At 71.8% G+C, this 17,807-nt stretch carries 17 protein-coding genes; 10 read left to right on the forward strand and 7 right to left on the reverse strand.

Annotated features, from left to right (window positions below; translation table 11 throughout):
* Positions 1-11 precede the first annotated feature (11 nt).
* The 6 genes from AC07AG_RS01610 (at position 12) to AC07AG_RS01635 (ending at position 6,535) form a co-directional block, all read left to right on the forward strand.
* Positions 12-1,139 (forward strand): LLM class flavin-dependent oxidoreductase, encoded by a 1,128-nt coding sequence (locus AC07AG_RS01610; RefSeq protein WP_478750742.1) that lies wholly within the window; start codon positions 12-14, stop codon positions 1,137-1,139.
* 236 nt (positions 1,140-1,375) lie between these two features.
* Positions 1,376-2,188 (forward strand): TauD/TfdA dioxygenase family protein, encoded by an 813-nt coding sequence (locus tag AC07AG_RS01615; protein ID WP_478750744.1) that lies wholly within the window; start codon positions 1,376-1,378, stop codon positions 2,186-2,188.
* A 455-nt stretch (positions 2,189-2,643) separates the two neighbouring features.
* Complete coding sequence (locus tag AC07AG_RS01620) at positions 2,644-3,753, forward strand: LLM class flavin-dependent oxidoreductase (RefSeq protein WP_478750746.1); 1,110 nt, start codon at positions 2,644-2,646, stop codon at positions 3,751-3,753.
* A 2-nt stretch (positions 3,754-3,755) separates the two neighbouring features.
* A complete protein-coding gene (locus AC07AG_RS01625) occupies positions 3,756-4,637 on the forward strand; it encodes an ABC transporter permease (RefSeq protein ID WP_478752173.1) in 882 nt (293 codons plus the stop codon).
* Positions 4,638-4,734: 97 nt separating this feature from the next.
* Complete coding sequence (locus tag AC07AG_RS01630; protein ID WP_478750747.1) at positions 4,735-5,772, forward strand: taurine ABC transporter substrate-binding protein; 1,038 nt, start codon at positions 4,735-4,737, stop codon at positions 5,770-5,772.
* Positions 5,759-6,535, forward strand: coding sequence for an ABC transporter ATP-binding protein (locus tag AC07AG_RS01635; RefSeq protein WP_478750749.1), 777 nt, complete (start codon positions 5,759-5,761; stop codon positions 6,533-6,535). The genes AC07AG_RS01630 and AC07AG_RS01635 overlap by 14 nt, the downstream gene beginning before the upstream one ends.
* A 41-nt stretch (positions 6,536-6,576) precedes the next feature.
* Here the strand turns inward: AC07AG_RS01635 and AC07AG_RS01640 are convergent, their stop codons facing one another.
* Positions 6,577-7,773, reverse strand: a complete 1,197-nt coding sequence (locus tag AC07AG_RS01640) for a PucR family transcriptional regulator (protein ID WP_478750751.1) — start codon at positions 7,771-7,773, stop codon at positions 6,577-6,579.
* Positions 7,774-7,929: 156 nt separating this feature from the next.
* Here AC07AG_RS01640 and AC07AG_RS01645 point away from each other — a divergent pair, with 156 nt between their 5' ends.
* Both AC07AG_RS01645 and AC07AG_RS01650 read left to right on the forward strand, forming a co-directional pair.
* Positions 7,930-9,102: a lactate 2-monooxygenase gene (locus tag AC07AG_RS01645; protein ID WP_478750753.1), complete on the forward strand. Its 1,173-nt coding sequence runs from the start codon at positions 7,930-7,932 to the stop codon at positions 9,100-9,102.
* Positions 9,099-10,076, forward strand: coding sequence for a 2-hydroxyacid dehydrogenase (locus tag AC07AG_RS01650; RefSeq protein ID WP_478750755.1), 978 nt, complete (start codon positions 9,099-9,101; stop codon positions 10,074-10,076). Before AC07AG_RS01645 ends, AC07AG_RS01650 begins: the two co-directional genes overlap by 4 nt.
* 64 nt (positions 10,077-10,140) lie before the next feature.
* Here the strand turns inward: AC07AG_RS01650 and AC07AG_RS01655 are convergent, their stop codons facing one another.
* Positions 10,141-10,962: an endonuclease I family protein gene (locus AC07AG_RS01655; protein ID WP_478750757.1), complete on the reverse strand. Its 822-nt coding sequence runs from the start codon at positions 10,960-10,962 to the stop codon at positions 10,141-10,143.
* A 194-nt stretch (positions 10,963-11,156) separates the two neighbouring features.
* Complete coding sequence (locus AC07AG_RS01660; protein WP_478750759.1) at positions 11,157-11,747, reverse strand: TetR/AcrR family transcriptional regulator; 591 nt, start codon at positions 11,745-11,747, stop codon at positions 11,157-11,159.
* A 183-nt stretch (positions 11,748-11,930) separates the two neighbouring features.
* On the opposite strand from AC07AG_RS01660, the gene AC07AG_RS01665 reads away from it, so the two are divergent.
* Complete coding sequence (locus AC07AG_RS01665) at positions 11,931-13,340, forward strand: aldehyde dehydrogenase family protein (RefSeq protein WP_478752175.1); 1,410 nt, start codon at positions 11,931-11,933, stop codon at positions 13,338-13,340.
* A 31-nt stretch (positions 13,341-13,371) separates the two neighbouring features.
* On the opposite strand, the gene AC07AG_RS01670 is transcribed toward AC07AG_RS01665, so the two are convergent.
* Positions 13,372-14,154, reverse strand: a complete 783-nt coding sequence (locus tag AC07AG_RS01670) for a thioesterase family protein (RefSeq protein WP_478750761.1) — start codon at positions 14,152-14,154, stop codon at positions 13,372-13,374.
* A gap of 75 nt (positions 14,155-14,229) precedes the next feature.
* On the reverse strand, positions 14,230-15,435 hold the full coding sequence (locus AC07AG_RS01675) for an acyl-CoA dehydrogenase family protein (RefSeq protein WP_478750763.1): 1,206 nt from the start codon (positions 15,433-15,435) through the stop codon (positions 14,230-14,232).
* 219 nt (positions 15,436-15,654) lie between these two features.
* Here AC07AG_RS01675 and AC07AG_RS01680 point away from each other — a divergent pair, with 219 nt between their 5' ends.
* Positions 15,655-15,876: a hypothetical protein gene (locus AC07AG_RS01680; RefSeq protein ID WP_361040197.1), complete on the forward strand. Its 222-nt coding sequence runs from the start codon at positions 15,655-15,657 to the stop codon at positions 15,874-15,876.
* Between the two features lie 24 nt (positions 15,877-15,900).
* On the opposite strand, the gene AC07AG_RS01685 is transcribed toward AC07AG_RS01680, so the two are convergent.
* Positions 15,901-16,359 carry an RrF2 family transcriptional regulator gene (locus AC07AG_RS01685; protein ID WP_478750764.1) on the reverse strand — a complete coding sequence of 153 codons (459 nt, stop codon included), beginning with the start codon at positions 16,357-16,359 and terminating at the stop codon, positions 15,901-15,903.
* A 46-nt stretch (positions 16,360-16,405) separates the two neighbouring features.
* Positions 16,406-17,614, reverse strand: a complete 1,209-nt coding sequence (locus tag AC07AG_RS01690) for an ROK family protein (protein WP_478750766.1) — start codon at positions 17,612-17,614, stop codon at positions 16,406-16,408.
* Between the last annotated feature and the right edge of the window lie 193 nt (positions 17,615-17,807).

Here is a 17,807-nt window from a genome sequence, read left to right on the forward strand (position 1 = left end):
GGACCACCCCCATGTCAGCCATCCCACTCGGCGTCCTCGACCTGGTCCCGGTCTCGTCCGGCTCCACCGCGGCCGCCGCACTGCACAACTCCATCGACCTGGCCCGGCAGACCGAGCGATTCGGCTACGCCCGCTACTGGTTCGCCGAGCACCACCTCAACCCGGGCGTGGCCGGCACCTCACCGGCGGTCGTCCTCGCCCTGACCGCCGCGGCGACCTCGACGATCCGGCTCGGTGCGGGAGCCGTACAGCTCGGTCACCGCACCGCTCTCTCCACGGTCGAGGAGTTCGGCCTGATCGACGCGCTGCACCCCGGGCGCCTCGACCTGGGCCTCGGCCGGTCCGGCGGCAAGCCGCCCGGAACGCCCGCTGCCGCGCCGCCGACCGCGACCCCCGTCGTCGACGGCCACGCACCCAACGGGCTGCGGATCCCGCCACGGTTCTCCTACGAGCATCTGCTGGGCTCGCCCCGCGTCGCCCTGCAGCGCAAGCTGCTCCAGCTGCCGCACGCCCAGTCGCAGGACTACGGAGAGCAGATCGACGACATCCTCGCGCTGCTCGCGGGGACGTACCGCTCCGAGGACGGCATCGAAGCGCATGTCGTGCCCGGTGAGGGCGCCGACATCGAGGTGTGGATCCTGGGCAGCAGCGGCGGCCAGAGCGCGGACGTCGCGGGCCGCAACGGCCTGCCCTTCGCGGCGAACTACCACGTCAGCCCGGGGACGGTGCTGGAGGCCGCGGACGGCTACCGTGCCGCGTTCAAGCCATCCGACGTACTCGACAAGCCCTACGTCAGCGTCTCCGCGGACGTGGTCGTCGCCGAGGATGACGCGACCGCCCGCGAACTCGCCGCGGGCTACGGCCCGTGGGTCCGCAGCATCCGCACGGCCGAGGGTGCCATCCAGTACCCGACGCCGGAGGAGGCGCGCGGGCACGTCTGGACCGACGCGGACCGGGCGCTGGTGGAGGACCGCACCGAAACCCAGTTCACCGGGTCCCCGGGGCGCGTCGCCGACCAGCTGGAACAGCTCCAGGAAGCCACCGGCGCGGACGAGTTGCTCATCACCACGATCACCCACGGCCACGCCGACCGGGTGCGCTCCTACGAACTGCTCGCCGAGGAGTGGCGGCGCAGGTGATCCGGGCGGAGGCGATCCGAGCGTCATGAATTCACGCAGCCGCAACGATCTCCTCCCCACCGGCCTGCTAGACATGAAGGGTGAGCACTCCAGTGCTGTACCGCAGGTTGTACGTGGATCTGGCGCGCGTCCACGCGTCCGCGTGTCGACGTTCCTGACCTCGCCCTCGCCCCTGTCCGGGTGAGGGCGAACAGCGAACACGTCATTCCTGTACGGCAACACATGGAGGAGCATCCATGACCACTGTCGCGAGCTTCGACGTACGGCGAGCAGGTCCCCGGTTCGGCGCGGAGATCACCGGCATCGACCTGACGGCCGGTGTCGACGACCGAACCGCCGAGGACCTGCGCAGGGCGTTCCACGAACACAAGGTGCTGGTCTTCCGCGACCAGCACCTGACGCCTGATCAGCACGTGTCGGCCGTAAGCATCTTCGCGGAGCCCTTCGACCACCCGACCGCGGTCAAGGACCCAGGCAATCCGCTGGTCTACCCCTACAACGTGCAGCAGACGGGCAAGGCGAGCACCTGGCACATCGGCGGGCTGTGGCGGCGGCCCGTCTTCGCGATCGAGTCGCTGAGCTACGAGGTCGTGCCCGGCCTCGGCGGCCACACCCTGTGGGCCGATCTCCAGGCGGCGTACGACGACCTGTCCGAGCCGTTCAAGGCCCTGCTCGCATCGGTCGGTGCGGTCTACGACGCCAACGCGGAGAACTACGCGCAGGGCAGCAAGCGTGCCGCTGTCGAGGAGACCGTCGAGCATCCGGTCGTCCTTGAACACCCCGAGACCGGCCGGAAGGGGCTGTTCATCAGCACGTCGGCGATCGGCCTGACGGGTGTCACGGCGCAGGAGGGGAAGGCGCTGCTCGATCACCTGCTCCGGCACGCGTCGTCTCCCGACTACACGATCCGCTTCGGCTGGAATCCCGGTGACTTCGTGCTCTGGGACAACCGGGCGACCTGGCACTACGCCGTGGACGACTACGGCGACGGCGCCCGTGCGTACCGGAAGGTCATCGGAGTGGAGTCGGCGGAGCCGCACGCGGCCTGAGGCCAACTGCCGTCGCCCGCCAACACCTGTGCGCCTGCCGACCGTTCGCGGCAGGCGCACGGTCGTTCCCGGGGGAGGGGCAGCGGGGGCGGCACCTGGCGGTATCGCGATTCGGGATCTCCCTGTCCACATGGCGGAACCGGGTTGTCGGTGGGACGAGGACCCGGTCAGGATGCACGCATGAACCCCGCCCTCGTCTCCCGTCGCCACGTGGACCTTCTGCGTGTCTCGGGGATGCTGTGTCGGGCCATCTCCTGTTGTCGCGCGGCCTGTTGCTGAGCGCTCCACCGAGCCTCCGCACCCCTTCGCTCCGCTGACGACCGCATACGACCGGTCGTCGGCCGCCGCCGCACCTGACTCCTTCCTCAGCCCCGGACACCCGGGCAGCCCGGCACGCCCCTGCGCATGACGCGGGGCGGCCCGCCCGCGTCCGCTCTCTCCCGAGGTGCCCCAGCATGTCCTCCCCCGCTGCCCCCGTGCTGCACTGGTTCCTGCCCACCGGCGGCGACGGCCGCGACCCCGGCGGTGTCACCGCCGTCCAGGGCCGCACCGCCGCCGCGACCCGGCGCGGCGCCGACCTCGGGTATCTCGCCCAAGTCGCCCGCGCTGCCGAGCAGTCGGGCTTCGCCAAGCTCCTGACTCCCGTGGGCCTCGGCTGTGTGGACCCCTGGGTGCTGACCTCGGCCCTCGCCGCCGTCACCGAGCGGATCGGCTTCCTCGTCGCCTTCCGCGCGGGCCTTGCCCGTCCGACGCTGCTCGCCCAGCAGGCCGACACCTTCCGCCGCCTGTTCGGTGACCGCATCGCGCTGAACGTCGTCACCGGCGGTGACCCGGCCGAGCAGCGGGCGTACGGCGACCACCTTCCCAAGAGCGAGCGGTACGTCAGGACCGGCGAACTCATGCAGGTCGTACGCGAGTTGCTCGACGGCAAGCCGGTCGACCTCGAAGGCCGTCATGTGCGGGTGGAGGGTGCCCGGCTGGATACGCCCGCATCGGCGTCGCACGTGCCCCTCTACTTCGGCGGTGCCTCCCCGGCCGCCGAGGAGGTCGCGGCGCGCCATGCCGAGGTGCAGCTCCTGTGGGGCGAACCCCCGGCCGCGCTCGCCGAACGCATCGCCAGGGTGCGCGGCAAGGCCGCGCTCCTGGGCCGCACCCCGCGCTTCGGCCTCCGGCTGCACGTCATCACCCGCGACACCGCCGCCGAGGCGTGGGCGGAGGCCGACCGCATCCTCGCCGGGTTCGACCCGGAGGCGGTCCGCGCCTCCCAGGAGCGGTTCGCCCGCATGGACTCCACCGGGCAGGCCCGGATGACCGCCCTGCACGGCGGCTCGGCCGGGAACCTGACCGTCGCACCCAACCTGTGGGCGGGCATCGGCCTCGTCCGCGAAGGTGCGGGCACCGCTCTGGTCGGCTCGCACGACGAGGTCGCCCAGCGGCTCTTCGAGTACCGCGCGCTCGGCATCGACGAGTTCGTCCTCTCCGGCTATCCGCACCTCGAAGAGGCCTACCGGGTCGGCGAAGAAGTCGCTCCCCGGCTGCGCGCACTCACGGAGGCGACGGCGTGACCCTGCTGAAGAACTCGGACCTGCTCAAGAACACGGAAGAGAGCACCCGGCCCGTATCGGCGGCAGCACCACGGCCCGCACGGCGTACGTGGGCCGCGGCAGCGCCCCTGCGCTGGACGGCGCTGCGGCTCCTGGCGCTCGCCGTGCTCCTCGCCGCCTGGCAGGCGGTAGTTGTGGCCGACCTCTGGCCGCGCGTCCTCGTGCCGTCGCCCGGAGACGTGTGGCACGCCTTCGTGCAGGCGTCGACCGTCCACGACGGGGTGCGCGGGTTCAGCGGCCACCTGCTCGGCGAGCACCTGGCCGTCTCGCTGCGCCGGATCGGCATCGGCACCGCGTACGCGGCTCTCGCCGGGATCCCGCTGGGGCTGCTCATCGGCGTGGTGAAACCGCTCGCGGTGGTCCTGGAACCAGCGGTCACCTTCCTGCGTACGCTGCCTCCGCTGGCGTACCTCTCCCTGCTCGTCATCTGGTTCGGCATCGACGAGACCCCGAAGATCTGGCTGCTCGTCGTCGCAGCGCTGCCGCCCATCGCTGCGGCCACCGCGGCCGCCGTACGCGGGGTGCCGGGCGACCTGGTGGAGGCCGCGCGTGCGCTGGGCGCAGGGCCCGTGGTGCTGCTGCTCTCCGTACGGCTGCCCGCCGCACTGCCGGAGATCCTCACCGGTGTGCGGATCGCGGTCGGCATCGCGTACACCTCGGTCGTCGCCGCCGAGACGGTCAACGGCGTGCCCGGCATCGGCGGCATGATCCGTGACGCCCAGCGCTACAACCAGACCGACGTCGTGATCGCCGGGATCATCGCCATCGGCCTCTCCGGGATCGTCCTGGACGCGCTGTTCAAGGGGCTGGAGCGGGTGGCGGTGCCGTGGCGGGGCCGCGTCTGACGCCCCGGCCGCCTGCTGCCCCGTTCCCACCCCTTCTTCCCTGCCTCCCCTCGCTTTCCGGCCCTCCCGCTCCACGTCAACGTACGAAGGAACCGTCATGCCCTCACACCTGAGCCGCACCACTCTCCTCGCCTCGGCCACCGCTCTGGTCGCCCTGACCGCGACCGCCTGCGGCGACGGCGCCGACGCCGCGTCCGGCAGCGGAAAGACCCAGGTCCGCATCGCCTACCAGGCGATACCCAACGCCGATCTGGTGGTCAAGAACCACCGGCTCCTGGAGAAGGCGCTGCCCGATGCCGAGGTGAAGTGGGTGAAGTTCGACTCGGGGGCGGACGTCAACACCGCGGTGATCGCCGGGTCGGTGGACTTCGCGCTGGCCGGGTCGAGCCCGGTCACGAAGGGTCTCTCGGCGCCGCTGAACATTCCGTACAAGGTGCTGTGGATCCATGACGTGATCGGCGACAACGAGGCACTCGTCGCCAAGAAGGGCATCGCGTCCGTCAAGGCGCTCAAGGGCAAGAAGATCGCCACGCCCTTCGGGTCGACCGCCCACTACTCGCTCCTCGCGGCACTGGACTCGGCCGGTCTCAAGGCCTCCGACGTGTCGCTCGTCGACCTGCAGCCGCAGGACGCGCTCGCCGCATGGCAGCGCGGTGACATCGACGCCGCCTACGTGTGGACGCCCACGCTCACCGACCTCAAGAAGGACGGGAAGGTCCTGGTCACCAGCCGTCAGCTCGCCGAGCAGGGCAAGCCCACCGCCGACCTCGGTGTGGTCACCGACGCGTTCGCGGCCAAGCACCCGAAGATCGTCGATGCCTGGCTCACGGCGGAGGACCAGGCCGTCAAGCTGGCCAAGAGCGACCCGGACAAGGCCGCAGAGGCCATCGGCGCCGAGCTGAACCTCAGCCCCAAGGCCGCCCGGAAGCAGCTCGCCCAACTGGTGCTGCTCACCGCGGAGCAGCAGCGGGGAGCCGACCACATCGGCAGGCCCGGCGCTCCGGGAGCGCTCGCCGGAAACCTGCACGACGCGGCCGGTTTCCTCAAGGCGCAGAAGGCCATCGACGCGGTTCCGGACCGGTCGGCCTTCGAGAAGGACCTCGCGGTGAAGGAGCTGGCCCGTGTCGCAGGCTGAGACCGACTCGACCGCGTCCGACATCGAACTGTCGGGCGTCAGCGTCCGCTACGGCACGGCCAAGGCACCGGTGACGGCGGTCTCCGACGTGTCCCTGGCCGTGCAGCCCGGCGAGTTCGTGGTGCTCGTCGGGCCGTCCGGGTGCGGCAAGACGACGCTGCTGCGACTGGTGGCCGGCTTCGAGCGGCCCGCCACCGGGTCGGTGGAGGTGCGCCGGAAGGTAGGTGTCGTCTTCCAGCAGCCGCGCCTGTTCCCCTGGCGCACGGTGGGCGGCAACCTCTCCTTCGCGCTGGCACGGCACGGTGTCGTACGGGCCGAACGTGCCGCCCGCGTCCAGGAGTTGCTGTCCTTGGTCGGGCTTCCGGGCATGGCAGGACGCCGCACCTGGGAGCTCTCGGGCGGACAACAGCAACGCGTGGCCATCGCGCGTGCCCTGGCCACCGAACCGCAGATCCTGCTCATGGACGAGCCGTTCGCCGCACTGGACGCGCTCACCCGTGAACGCCTCCAGGAGGAGGTCAGGACACTGGCGGCCGTCACGGGAACAACCGTCCTGTTCGTCACGCACTCCGCCGAGGAAGCCGTCCTGCTCGGCTCCCGGGTCCTGGTGATGGCCGCGGGCCCGGGGCGCGTCATCGACGAAGTGGCGGTCCCCCTGCCGCGCGCGGCGACGACGGACGTGGCCGCCTTGCGCGGCGCGCCCCGGTTCGCGGCCCTGCGCGCCGAACTGGCGGCCGCCACCCGTGACGCGGCGGCGGTCTGACGGAGGGAGTCATCCGTTCATCCGTTCCGTCCCCCCGACGTTCATCCGTTCCGTCCCCCGAGCACGATCGTGCGCGCGATGTCCAGGGTGAGGCGCTGCCACGGGTCCTGGGGGTCGCGGGACGTGAGGTCGCGGACGCGGCGCAGGCGGTAGCGCACGGACTGCGGGTGGAGGTGGAGTTCGCGGGCCGCGGCATTGGCGGAGCCCGTGTCGACGTACGCGGTGAGGGCTTCCAGGAGGTGGCGCTGGGCGCGGTCGACGAGGGGGCCGAGGACGATGCGGCCGATCTGGTCGGGGCTCACCACGGGGTGGCCCGCGAGCAGGGCCAGGACGTGCGCGTCGGCGTCGGTGAGGACCCGGTCGGCGTGGTGGGCGTGCGGGGGAGCGGTGTCCAGGGCGCCCGCGGCGAGGCGGTGGGCGACCGCGACGCGGTCCAGGCTCTCGCCCGAGATCGCGCAGCCGCGCCAGGACTGCCCGCGCAGGACGTCCGGCACGGCGTCGGCGGACGCGGCAGGAAGGAGCAGGACGGCACGCGAGCCGTGGGTGGTCGCGAGGGACGCGCCGCGGGTTCCGCCGCCGTCGAGGGCCGTGAGCAGCGCGGTCGACGTGGCGAGGGAGATGTCGGACGAGCCGCCGTCCGGGGCTCCGGCGTCCGCCGGTTCCGCCACCAACAGGCAGTAGCGCTCCGGGAGTTGGACACCCAGGCGTGACGCCCGCGCGCCGAGCGCGCCCAGCGATGCGTGGCGGCCCGCGATCAGGTCGTCGAGCAGCAGCTGCAGCGACCTGTCGCGGTCACCCGTGAGGCGTTCACTGGTGGCCGCGTACGCCGTCGTCATCTCCTCGGAGATGGTGTCCATGGCGGTGAGCAGCAGCTGCGCGAGCGCGAAGGCGTCCTTCGCGGACAGCTGCGGCGCTCGGGCCGCGACCTCGTCCGCGAGCACCGCTGCCGCGACCCGGTAGGCGCGAAGGACGGCCTGCAAGGGGCGGCCGTCCGCTGCCCGCGCCGCCGCGATCCCGCGGAAGCGCCGCAGATCGGCGTCGCCGATCGCGCCGTCCGTGACCCAGTGGTCGAGGAGGCGGTCCGTCGCCCACGCCGCGATGGCCCGCACCTCGGGAAACCTGCTGCCGTCGAGCGCCGTGTACGCCGGAACCTGTTCGTGCACCGCGTCGACGACCGCCTCTACGAGGCGGGGATCGGCCAGGAGCTCCTGCCGGACGCTTTCCCGCTTGTTTGTCACAGAGTGATAGTGCCATCGGAAAAAGGTGCGTACGAAGTGCGTACGGCCATGGACGGGACTTGTCACTGTGGCAAGGATCGTCGGGTAGACAGTGCCCTCGCACGCAGTCGCACGCAGCCCCACGCAGTCTCAAGGCCACCGGACGGGACCCACCACATGACACAGCCGAACTGGGCGGACTTCCAGTACGAGATCTATCTCAACGGCATGACCGGCGCCGTACCGCGCCTGCCCACCGACCTGACCCGACTCGAGGAGCTGACCGAGCAGCGGCTCGGGCCCGGCCCGGTCGGCTATGTCTCGGGAAGCGCGGGCAACGGCAGCACGGCCCGCGCCAACCGCGCGGCACTGGAGCGGCGCCGGATCGTGCCGCGCATGCTGCGCGACGTACACGAACGCGATCTGTCCGTGGAGGTGCTCGGCCACCGGCTGCCCGCACCGCTCGCCCTCGCACCCGTCGGCGTCCTGTCGATCATGCACCCGGACGGCGAGTCCGCCGCCGCCCGCGCGGCAGCGGCCCGCGGCGTCCCCTTCATCCTCTCCTCGGCGTCCAGCACCCCCATGGAGCAGGTCGCCAAGGAGATGGGAGACGCCCAGCGGTGGTTCCAGCTGTACTGGGCCAAGGACCGTGACGTCACCAAGAGCTTCCTGGACCGGGCGAAGGCCTCGGGCTTCACGGCCCTGGTCGTCACGCTCGACACGCCGCTCCTGGCCTGGCGGCCCCGCGACCTCGACCAGGCGTACCTTCCCTTCCTGCACGGCGTGGGCACCGCCAACTACTTCAGCGACCCCGCGTTCCAGGCAGGCCTCGCCAAGCCGGTGCACGAGGACCCGAACGCCGCCGTGATGCACTTCGTCGGCATGTTCGCCGACCCCGCGAAGACCTGGCCGGACCTGGCGTTCCTGCGCGAGAACTGGGACGGTCCCATCGTGCTCAAGGGCGTGCTGCACCCGGACGACGCGCGCCGCGCCGCCGACGCGGGCATGGACGGCGTGGTCGTCTCCAACCACGGCGGCCGCCAGGTCGCGGGCTCCGTCGCGGCGGCCGACGCCCTGCCCCGCGTCGTGGAGGCGGTCGGCGACCGGCTCACCGTCCTGTTCGACAGCGGGATCCGCACCGGTGACGACATCTTCAAGGCGCTCGCGCTCGGCGCCGAGGCCGTCCTCGTGGGGCGGCCGTACGCCTATGGGCTGGGCCTGGACGGCCAGGCGGGCGTCGACCACGTGATCCGCTGTCTGCTCGCCGAACTCGACCTCACCCTGGCCCTGTCCGGACACGCCGGACCGGCCACGCTCACCCCCGACGACCTGATCGAGGAGACCGCATGACCACCGTGAAGAACGTCCTCGCCATCGTCTCTCCCCACGTGGGCGGCCGTGCCGCGGGAGGCGCACTCGCCGGGCTGCTCCCCGGGACGGCGCATGTGACCGTCGTGGAGTCGGCCGACGAGGACCCGGTCGCCCTGCGCGAGGCGCACGTCATCATCACCGGCCTCGCGCCCGTCACCGCCGAGCACATCGCCGCTGCCCCGGACCTGGAAGTCGTCCAGTGCGCGAGCCACGGCTTCGACTACGTCGACGTGGACGCGGCCCGTGCGCGCTCCGTATCCGTCTGCTCGATCGGCTCCAGCGGCGCCGAGAAGCAGAACGTCGCCGAGCAGACCTTCGCCCTCATGCTCGCCCTCGCCAAGCAGCTGATCCCGGCGCACACCGCTCTCGTCGAGGCCGACTGGGCGCTGCCCCGGCTCCAGCAGTCCATCACGGAGCTCTCGGGCAAGACGCTCGGCATCGTCGGACTCGGCCACATCGGTGAGGAAGTCGCCCGCCGCGCGGTCGTGTTCGACATGAGCATCGTCTACGCCGGTCCGAGGCGGGTGCCGGCGGAGATGGAGGCCCGTCTCGGCGGAGCGCGCCACGTCGAACTCGACGAACTGCTCCGTACGTCCGACTACGTCACCCTGCACGCCCCGCTCACCCAGGACACCCGCCACCTCCTGGACGCCGAGCGCCTCGCCCTCCTGAAGCCGACGGCCTTCGTCATCAATACGTCGCGGGGCGCGCTCATCGACCAGGACGCCCTCGCCGACGCGCTCACGGCCGGCACGCTGGCCGGGGCGGGCATCGACGTCTTCGACCCCGAACCGCCGACGGCCGCGCTGCGCCTCCTGAAGGCACCGAACGTGGTGCTGTCCCCGCACGTCGCGGGCGTCACGCGCGAGACCCTTGTCCGCATCGGCCTCGCCGCGATCCAGAACGTCGCAGGGCACCTGGAGGGCAAGCCGTTGGGGGACGTCGTCTCCTGACGTCTCGTCAACAACCTGTTGTGGCAGCGCCCCAGAGGCCGCTGCCACAACAGCGGACGGCGATCTACCAGATCGCCCCGACCCACTCGGGGTGGTCGACGAACGGGTTGCGGTTGTGCTGGAACTGGTCGTAGATCGCCTGGTTGCGGTTCTTCTCGAACGTGTCCGGCGGGTCCTCGTCGCTCCACTGCTTCAGCACGGAAAGGCGCCCGATGGCGGGGGCGCTGCCGTTGTCGACCTTGTCGTTGGGCTCCAGGTCGGCGAAGCCGTCCTCGCCGTCGTAGCGCACGGCCATGTAGAGGATCATGCGGGCCACGTCGCCCTTGACGGCGTCACGGGGCTCGAAGGAGTCGGAGTCGGTGTTGTTGCCCGGCGCCTCGCCGACCGCGCTGCCACCGTTGTCGAAGTCCTTGTTGCCGCGGGTGCTGTTGACCGACACGTCCTCCGGGCGGAGGTGGTGGATGTCGGTCCCGGGCCCGGTCGCGGTGCCGAAGTCGCCGTGGGACTTGGCCCACACGTGCTCACGGTTCCACTGGTCCGGGTCGCCGCCGTTGCTGTCCTTGCTCTGCGAGCGGCCGGTGTAGAGGAGGATCACGTTGCTGCTGTTGGCCGGGTCCTCGTCGGTGACCTTCAGGGCGTCCCAGACCTGGTCGTACGAGAGCTTGGTCTGGTCGCTGATGATCGTGTGCAGGGCGCTCTTCAGCTCCGGACCGGTCTTGCCGAGCGCGTCCTTGTAGTACGTGTCGTCATAGGCGCTGACGGGTGCCGCGGTCGGCGTGGGGGCCGTGGTCGCGGCGTCGGCGGCGGCCGGGACGGTGATCCCGACGAGGACCGCGGCGGCCGTCATGGCGAGCGGTTTCCAGCGGCGTATGTGAGGGACGGGCATGTGGGGGTGTCCTCTCCCGGAGGCTCGCGCGCCACGGGTCCCACCAACGGGGCCTGCGGTCTACGCGAGTTGACAAGTGGGCCAACGGGAGAGTGGCACGGGTGAGCGCATCACTGTATGAACGTTGTGGGTCGACTGTGTGACGATGTCATGGACGCGACATGCGGCATGAATCGGGTGTGAAGGGGGCGAACTCAGGCCGTGGGTACGCCGTCGAGCACGACCGCGACCGTGCGGCGGGCGAAGTCCTCGTCCAGCGGCAGACGGCGGAAGGCCACGCGCAGCCAGACCGCGCCGGCGAGCAGGTCCATCAGGAGCATCGTGTCGGTGCCGGGCGGTAGTTCGCCGCGTGTGATGGCGCGGTCGATCAGTGACTGCTCGCGTGCGAGGCGATCGGCGAAGAAGTCCTGGATGTAGGTGGCGAGCCCCGGATCGCCGACGGCCGCTCCCAGGACCGCCTGGGCGACGGAGCCCGAGGGCTGCGTGGTCAGCAGCCGGACGAGGCTGTCGACGAGGTGCTCCAGGTCGCCGCGGAGGTGTCCGGTGTCCGGTATCGGCAGTTCCAGGAGGGGTGCGTCGATCAGGGCCGCCCCGAGGAGCGCGGACTTGGACGGCCACCAGCGGTAGATCGTCGTCTTGTTGACGCCGGATTCCTCGGCGATGCCCTCGATCGTCATGGACTCGAAGCCGTCGCGCGCCAGGGCCCGCAGGGTGGCGTCGAAGATCTGCTGCTTGCGGCGCGGACCACCGCCAGGGGTGGAGTGCGGGCGGTGCTTCGTCGTCATGGTGTCGCAGTCTAGTGCAACGCAACGGTGCGTTGCATATGAGGGGTTGGGAGGCTACGGTCGTCAAAAAGCAACGCACCGTTGCATTTACGGGGAGGGGAAGCCGTGAAGCAGGAGCTACTCGCTGACGGAACAGGGGAGTTGGGCTCGGTCGAGGCCCGAGAAGCGTTCACCGAGGCCGGAGTGGCGGTCGAGGACGCCGCCGCTCCGTTCGGCGAGACCCAGGACGCCGCCGCGACGGTCGCCCGGCTGCGCGCGACCTTCGACGCGGGCCGGACACGGCCGACGGCCTGGCGCCGCCGCCAACTGCGCGCGCTGCGTGTGCTGCTGACCGAGCAGGCGCCCGCGCTCACCGAAGCTCTCGCCGCCGACCTCGGCAAGAGCCCGGTGGAGACGCACACTTCGGAGCTGGGCTTCGTCGTCAACGAGATCGACCACACGCTGCGCCACCTGGACCGCTGGCTGCGCCCGCGCCGCGTACGGGTCCCCGTGATGATGCTCCCGGCCCGTGCGGGGACGGTACGTGAACCGCTGGGCGTGGTCCTCGTCATCAGCCCGTGGAACTACCCGGTGATGCTCGGGCTCGCACCGCTGGTGGGCGCCTTGGCCGCGGGGAACTGCGCCGTGCTCAAGCCGAGCGAACTGGCACCGGCGACCTCGGCCGCCCTGGCCCGCCTCCTGCCGCGGTACGTGGACGTGGACGCCGTCGCGGTCGTCGAGGGCGCCGCCGAGCAGACCACGCGCCTCCTGGAGCAGCGCTTCGACCACATCCTTTACACCGGCAACGGCGCGGTGGGCCGCGTCGTCATGACGGCCGCCGCCCGCCACCTCACCCCGGTCACCCTGGAACTGGGCGGAAAATGCCCGGTGCTTGTCGAGCCGGGCGCCGATCTGGCCGCCGCCGCGCGACGGATCGTCTGGGGCAAGTTCCTCAACGCGGGGCAGAGTTGCACCGCCCCCGACCACGTCCTCGCCATCGGCGGCACGGCGGGACCGCTGGCCGGCCACCTCGCAGCGGCGATCACCTCGATGTACGGCGATGACCCCGCCCGCAGCCCCGACTACGGCCGCATCATCAACGACCGACACTTCGACCGGCTCACCGCACTCCTCGGACACGGCCGCGTGGTGACCGGCGGGACGCACGACCGGGCCGCCCGCTACCTCGCGCCCACCGTGCTCGCTGACGTCGACCCGGACGCACCTGTGATGACCGAGGAGATCTTCGGCCCTGTCCTGCCGGTCCTGCACCTGCCCGACCTGGACGCGGCCATCGCTTACGTCAACGCCCGTGCCAAGCCGCTCGCCCTCTACGCCTTCACGCCCCACCGGGAGACACGACGGCGGCTGCTCGGTCAGACGTCGTCGGGCGCGGTCGGCTTCGGGCTCCCCAACGCCCATCTCACCCTGCCGGGACTGCCCTTCGGCGGCGTGGGGGAGAGCGGCTTCGGCAGCTACCACGGGCAGTACTCGGTCGAGACCTTCAGCCACACGAAGGCCGTCCTCGACAAGCCGCTGCTCCCCGACACCGTACGAGCCGTCTACCCGCCCTTCACGGCGGCCAAGGAGCGGCTGATCCGCCGCTTCATGTGACGACCCGGCGGTGCGCGTACGGCCAAGTGGTCTACAGGGGACGGACGGTGAGGATCTGCTGTGCGTGTCCGACGGGGCCCGTGGTGTCGTGCAGCACGGTGCTGGTGATGCCCTGGCCGGTGGGTCCGAAGGTCACCGTGGTGTCGAGCCCGGTCCAGTTCCCCTCGGGCTGACGGTGCAGGTGGACGGTGAGGTCGACGTTGGGGAACATCCACTCGGTGGGCTGCTCGCGCACGGCGATGCCGTTGGCCGTGTCGACGAGCGCGATGTACGACGCGAGCGGGCTCGCGGGCTGCCCGGCGACGAGGTCGAGGCCGCTGGAGATCCACGCCGTCGTGCGGCCCGGCTGCGGGGGTGCGAGGGGGCGGACGTCCAGGGAGGCGATGTACCCGCCGGGCCACAGGGAGGCCATCGGCCAGGGTGTGAGTGCCTCGGGCGGGGTGAGCCTGTCGGCGCCCCCGCCGGCGACGGCACTGGTGTCGCCGGAGCCGAGGAGCCACGCCCGCGCCCGCACCACCGGGCGGTCCGCCATGAGCACCACGGCTTCGAGCAGTTCGATGGTGCGGCCCGGCCGGATGGTCTCCACCCGGATCTCGCACTCGTCGAGGGCGAGGCGCCCGAGGATGTCGAAGCTGATCCGCGACAGGACGAGGCCGTTGTCCGGCCTGGCGGCCAGGTACCGGTCGATGGCGTGCACGATGAGGCCGCCGAGCGGGCTGAAGTGCTGCTCGTCGGTGGCCCAGGCACCGCCCGCGTGCGGCGTGGGCTTGTAGCGGCGCTCGTCGGTGGGCTCGTAGTAGCTGCCGGTGTTCAACGGGTGCTTCTCTCTCGGCCGGGGTTCCAGTGTCCGAAGATCGTACCGACCGGAGAAAGGGGGCAGGGCGGACCGTTACTGCAGCCCGTTGAGGTAGTGCTCCCCGATGTCGCGCAGGCGGTGCGCGGCGGAGCTGTGGGCCGTCAGGGCGCGGGCGTTGCGCCAGAACCTGTCCAGGCCGGGGTCGGTCGAGAGGGAGGGCGCGTCGGCGGTGAGTTCGAGGACACGCGTGGTGATGTGCAGGGCGGACTGGGCGGTGACCGCCTCGGCCGCGCCCACGAGGAACGCGATGTCGGCACGCTCGTCGGCGCCGAGCGCGGGTCCCGTCTCCAGGCCCCGGGCCAACGCCTCCGTCGCACGTTCCACCACCGCCGCGGCGCTGTGCGCGGCCGTCGCCAACTCGCCGTAGGCAAGCAGCAGATAGGGGTCCGTGGGCGGTGGCCCGCAGTCCCCCGCGGCGTCGAGAGCGGACAGCGGGCCGGGGCGCGGCAGGGCGCGGCTGATGTCACGTGCCTCGGCCAGGGCGCCCTCCGCGTTGCCGAGGCCGACCTGGACGAGCAGGAGGCGGCGGGTGAGCGGCGCGAGCGCGGTGAACGGCGAGATCTCGTGCTCGTCGACGGGGACCGTGCCGAGGACCTGGTGCCCGGACAGCGGTACGTCGTCGTAGCTGACGCCGCCCGCACCGCTGAGGCGCTGGCCGAGCAGGTCGTGCGCGGGCTCGGTGGAGACGCCGGGGTGCGCCGGGTCGACATGGACGACGACCCATTCGCCGCTGTCCGTGCACCGCACCGTGTGGACGAGCCGGTCCGCGACGGCGACGCCGGCGGTCAGGGGCCGCCGGCCGTGCAGGACGTACCCGTCGGCGGCCGGGGTGAGTGCGAGGTCGGTGCCCGTCTGCGCGTCCGGCAGCTCGATGTCGCCGCCCCAGAGCCACTGCTCCTGTACGGCGCGCAGTTCGAGCGCGGCGGCGTTCTCGGGCGTACCGAACAGGCGCGGACTCCACGACAGGGCGTGGTGGTGCGCGAGGAGCTCCGCGATGGAACTGTCCGCCGCCGCGATGTCCCTGACCGCCGTACACGCCGTGCGCCAGTCGCTGCCCCGGCCGTCCGCACCGTCCTGGCCGGTCGGCGTCAGGAGCGCGGGCAGCCCCGCCTCGCGCAGCCGCGAGACCTCGTCGAACGGGGGCTTGCCCGCCCGGTCGCGCAGGTCCGCGTCGACGGCGAGGTCGTCGGCGAGTTCCCGGACGACGCGCGGCGAGGCGGAGGGGATCAGCGTTGTCACGGGGACGCCTCACAGATTCCTAGTTTCCCTACCTGATTGATAGGAATAGTGGGCGCGAACTCCTGCTGCGACAAGGGGGCGTTCAAGGGGTGGACGGTGGCGTCTCGGGATGCGGGATGGCGAAGGAGGTGTTCCGGCCAGGGCCCTTGGTGTGGACCACCGCGCGGCCGCACCGAAATTCGGTTACGGAACCACGGCCCGGGTGCCTAGCATCCGACCATGCCAAGACCTTCTGGTTTCACCTACGAGCAGCACGCCGATGCCAGCGTGACGATCACGCACCACGGCCGCGCCGCCGGCACGCTGCGCGGTGCGCGCGCCGAGAAGTTCCTCGCCGAGGTCGAGTCGGGCGACGCCCAGTTGGTGATGGCCCGCTGGACAGGCGCGTACAAGCACGGCAATGAACGCACGGCACGCAACCACCCGCGCAATCGTCGCTGAAGGTCCGTCGCCAAGGCTTTGTCGCTAGGGGTTCGTCCAGGCCGCGGGGTCCGCTGCGAGTGCCGTGACCGTGGTGGGCAGTTCGGCGCCCGCGACGTCGGCCAGCGATACACCCTCGAGGATCTGGCGGACGTTGGCCCGCAGCGCGATCCACAGCGGAAGGAGTGATTCCGCGGGGCCGCTGTAGGCCAGCTCCGGAGGGCGTACCCCGCGCACCGATACCAGGGGGCCCTCCACGACGCGGATGACGTCCGCGATGCTGATGCTGTCGGCGGGCCGGGCCAGGCGGTAGCCGCCGTTGCCGCCGCGCTGGCTGAGGACGAGACCGCCGCGCCGCATGTCGTTGAGGATGCCCTCGAGGAACTTGTGCGGGATCTCCTGGGCGTCCGCGATGGCCTCGGCCTTCAGCGGCCCGTCGTCATGGCACGCGGCGAGTTGCAGCGCGGCACGTACCGCGTAGTCCGCCCTGGCTGAGATCCGCATGGCCGCATTATGCTGCACCGCCCCGAACGGAACGTATCGCCCCTGGTCATGAGGTGACGTCGGCGAGCGCCTGCAGTGGGCTTCTGAACAGCGGATTCAGCAGCACGGTCGCGGCGGCCACCGGAAGCGCGGCCGGTCCGGCGTGCGGGCCGACGATCCGCTCTGGATCGTCGCAGACCAGCGAGTGGCCGGTCGCGGCAGCACGGATCTCCTCCAGATACTCCGGGTTGAGCAGACTCGACTGTTCGGTGATCACGGCGAGGTCGGGATTGAGTACGTCCAGCAGGAGACCCGCGGCCCGGCCCACCGCGCGGGACCGTTCCCGCAGCAGCGCGTCCGCGCGCCGGTCACCGGCCGCCGCCGCGTCCACCACCAGGGACGCGCTGGGCTCGGGGACGATGCCGCGCGTGAAGGCCTTGTGCGCGAGCGCTGTGTCCGATGCCGTCGCCTCCAGGCAGCCGGTGCGCCCGCACGGGCACGCGACCGAGCTGTCCGGCACCGGGAGATGGGCCACGTCGCCCGCGCCGGAACGAGGCCCACGGTGCACCACACCCGCGATCGCCAGCGCCGCGTCCACCACATTGCCCACGAAGAGATGCAGCAGGGAGCGCCGCGCGGCGGGCCGCCCGAAGAGCAGCTCGGACTGCGCCACCGCGCGCGCATGGTTGTCGACGCGGACCGGAAGCCCGGTGTGCCGCCGCAGTCCGGCGCCGAGCGGGTGCTGATGCCAGCCGAGCGCGTCGTGCCGTACGACCGTGCCGGTGGCGGGATCCACCCAGCCGCCGACGGCCGCGCCCACCCCCAGGAGCGGGCCGCCCGCCGCGCGCCCGGCGAGGAACGCGGCCAGGGCGCGCCCCACCGCGTCCGGCAGTTCCCCTGCGGGGATGCCGTCGTGGTGGAAGGCGCCGCGGGACAGGACCCGGCCGCGCAGGTCCGCCACGCAGAAGGTGGAGCGCGGTACGCCGATGTGGATCCCGGCGGCGACCGGGCCACCGCCGTCTCCCGTGGTCAGGTCCACCGGGATCTGCGGCCTGCCCACGCCGCCGGAGGCCGCGAGCTCCGGGACCTCCCGGATCAGGCCGATGCGGGCCAGGTCGGTGCACTGCCGGGAGACCGCGGCCGGACTGAGCCCGGCGCGCCGGGCGATCGCGCTGCGGGACACCGGGCCGTGGTCGAGGACGGTGCGCAGGACGGCCGCGACGTTTGCCTCGCGACGGCCGTCACCGGTGGTGGGCGGGGCGGAGGTGTGCGGCATGACTGCGCCTTCCGGGGGAGGGGAGCGGGAGGGAGGGAGAGGGGGGAGTGCGGGAGTTCGCGGGCCAGGCGGTCCAACTTGCCTTGTGCGCAGGGGGTTTGGCGAGGTGCAGTGGTCCGCGTCACGCGTGCGGTGACGGGCGCGTTGCAGGGTCGTGAAGCGGGCGGGGGAGGCCTTGACCACGCTTCCGGCG

This window comes from Streptomyces sp. NPDC044044 (assembly GCF_056434405.1).

Bases quoted from the DNA above. Each gene is read 5' to 3' on its own strand.
- AC07AG_RS01610 (WP_478750742.1), top strand. From the start codon at position 12: ATGTCAGCCATCCCACTCGGCGTCCTCGACCTGGTCCCGGTCTCGTCC.
- AC07AG_RS01690 (WP_478750766.1), bottom strand. From the start codon at position 17,614: ATGCCGCACACCTCCGCCCCGCCCACCACCGGTGACGGCCGTCGCGAG.
- AC07AG_RS01650 (WP_478750755.1), top strand. From the start codon at position 9,099: ATGACCACCGTGAAGAACGTCCTCGCCATCGTCTCTCCCCACGTGGGC.
- AC07AG_RS01660 (WP_478750759.1), bottom strand. From the start codon at position 11,747: ATGACGACGAAGCACCGCCCGCACTCCACCCCTGGCGGTGGTCCGCGC.
- AC07AG_RS01630 (WP_478750747.1), top strand. From the start codon at position 4,735: ATGCCCTCACACCTGAGCCGCACCACTCTCCTCGCCTCGGCCACCGCT.
- AC07AG_RS01615 (WP_478750744.1), top strand. From the start codon at position 1,376: ATGACCACTGTCGCGAGCTTCGACGTACGGCGAGCAGGTCCCCGGTTC.
- AC07AG_RS01655 (WP_478750757.1), bottom strand. From the start codon at position 10,962: ATGCCCGTCCCTCACATACGCCGCTGGAAACCGCTCGCCATGACGGCC.
- AC07AG_RS01680 (WP_361040197.1), top strand. From the start codon at position 15,655: ATGCCAAGACCTTCTGGTTTCACCTACGAGCAGCACGCCGATGCCAGC.
- AC07AG_RS01685 (WP_478750764.1), bottom strand. From the start codon at position 16,359: ATGCGGATCTCAGCCAGGGCGGACTACGCGGTACGTGCCGCGCTGCAA.
- AC07AG_RS01645 (WP_478750753.1), top strand. From the start codon at position 7,930: ATGACACAGCCGAACTGGGCGGACTTCCAGTACGAGATCTATCTCAAC.
- AC07AG_RS01620 (WP_478750746.1), top strand. From the start codon at position 2,644: ATGTCCTCCCCCGCTGCCCCCGTGCTGCACTGGTTCCTGCCCACCGGC.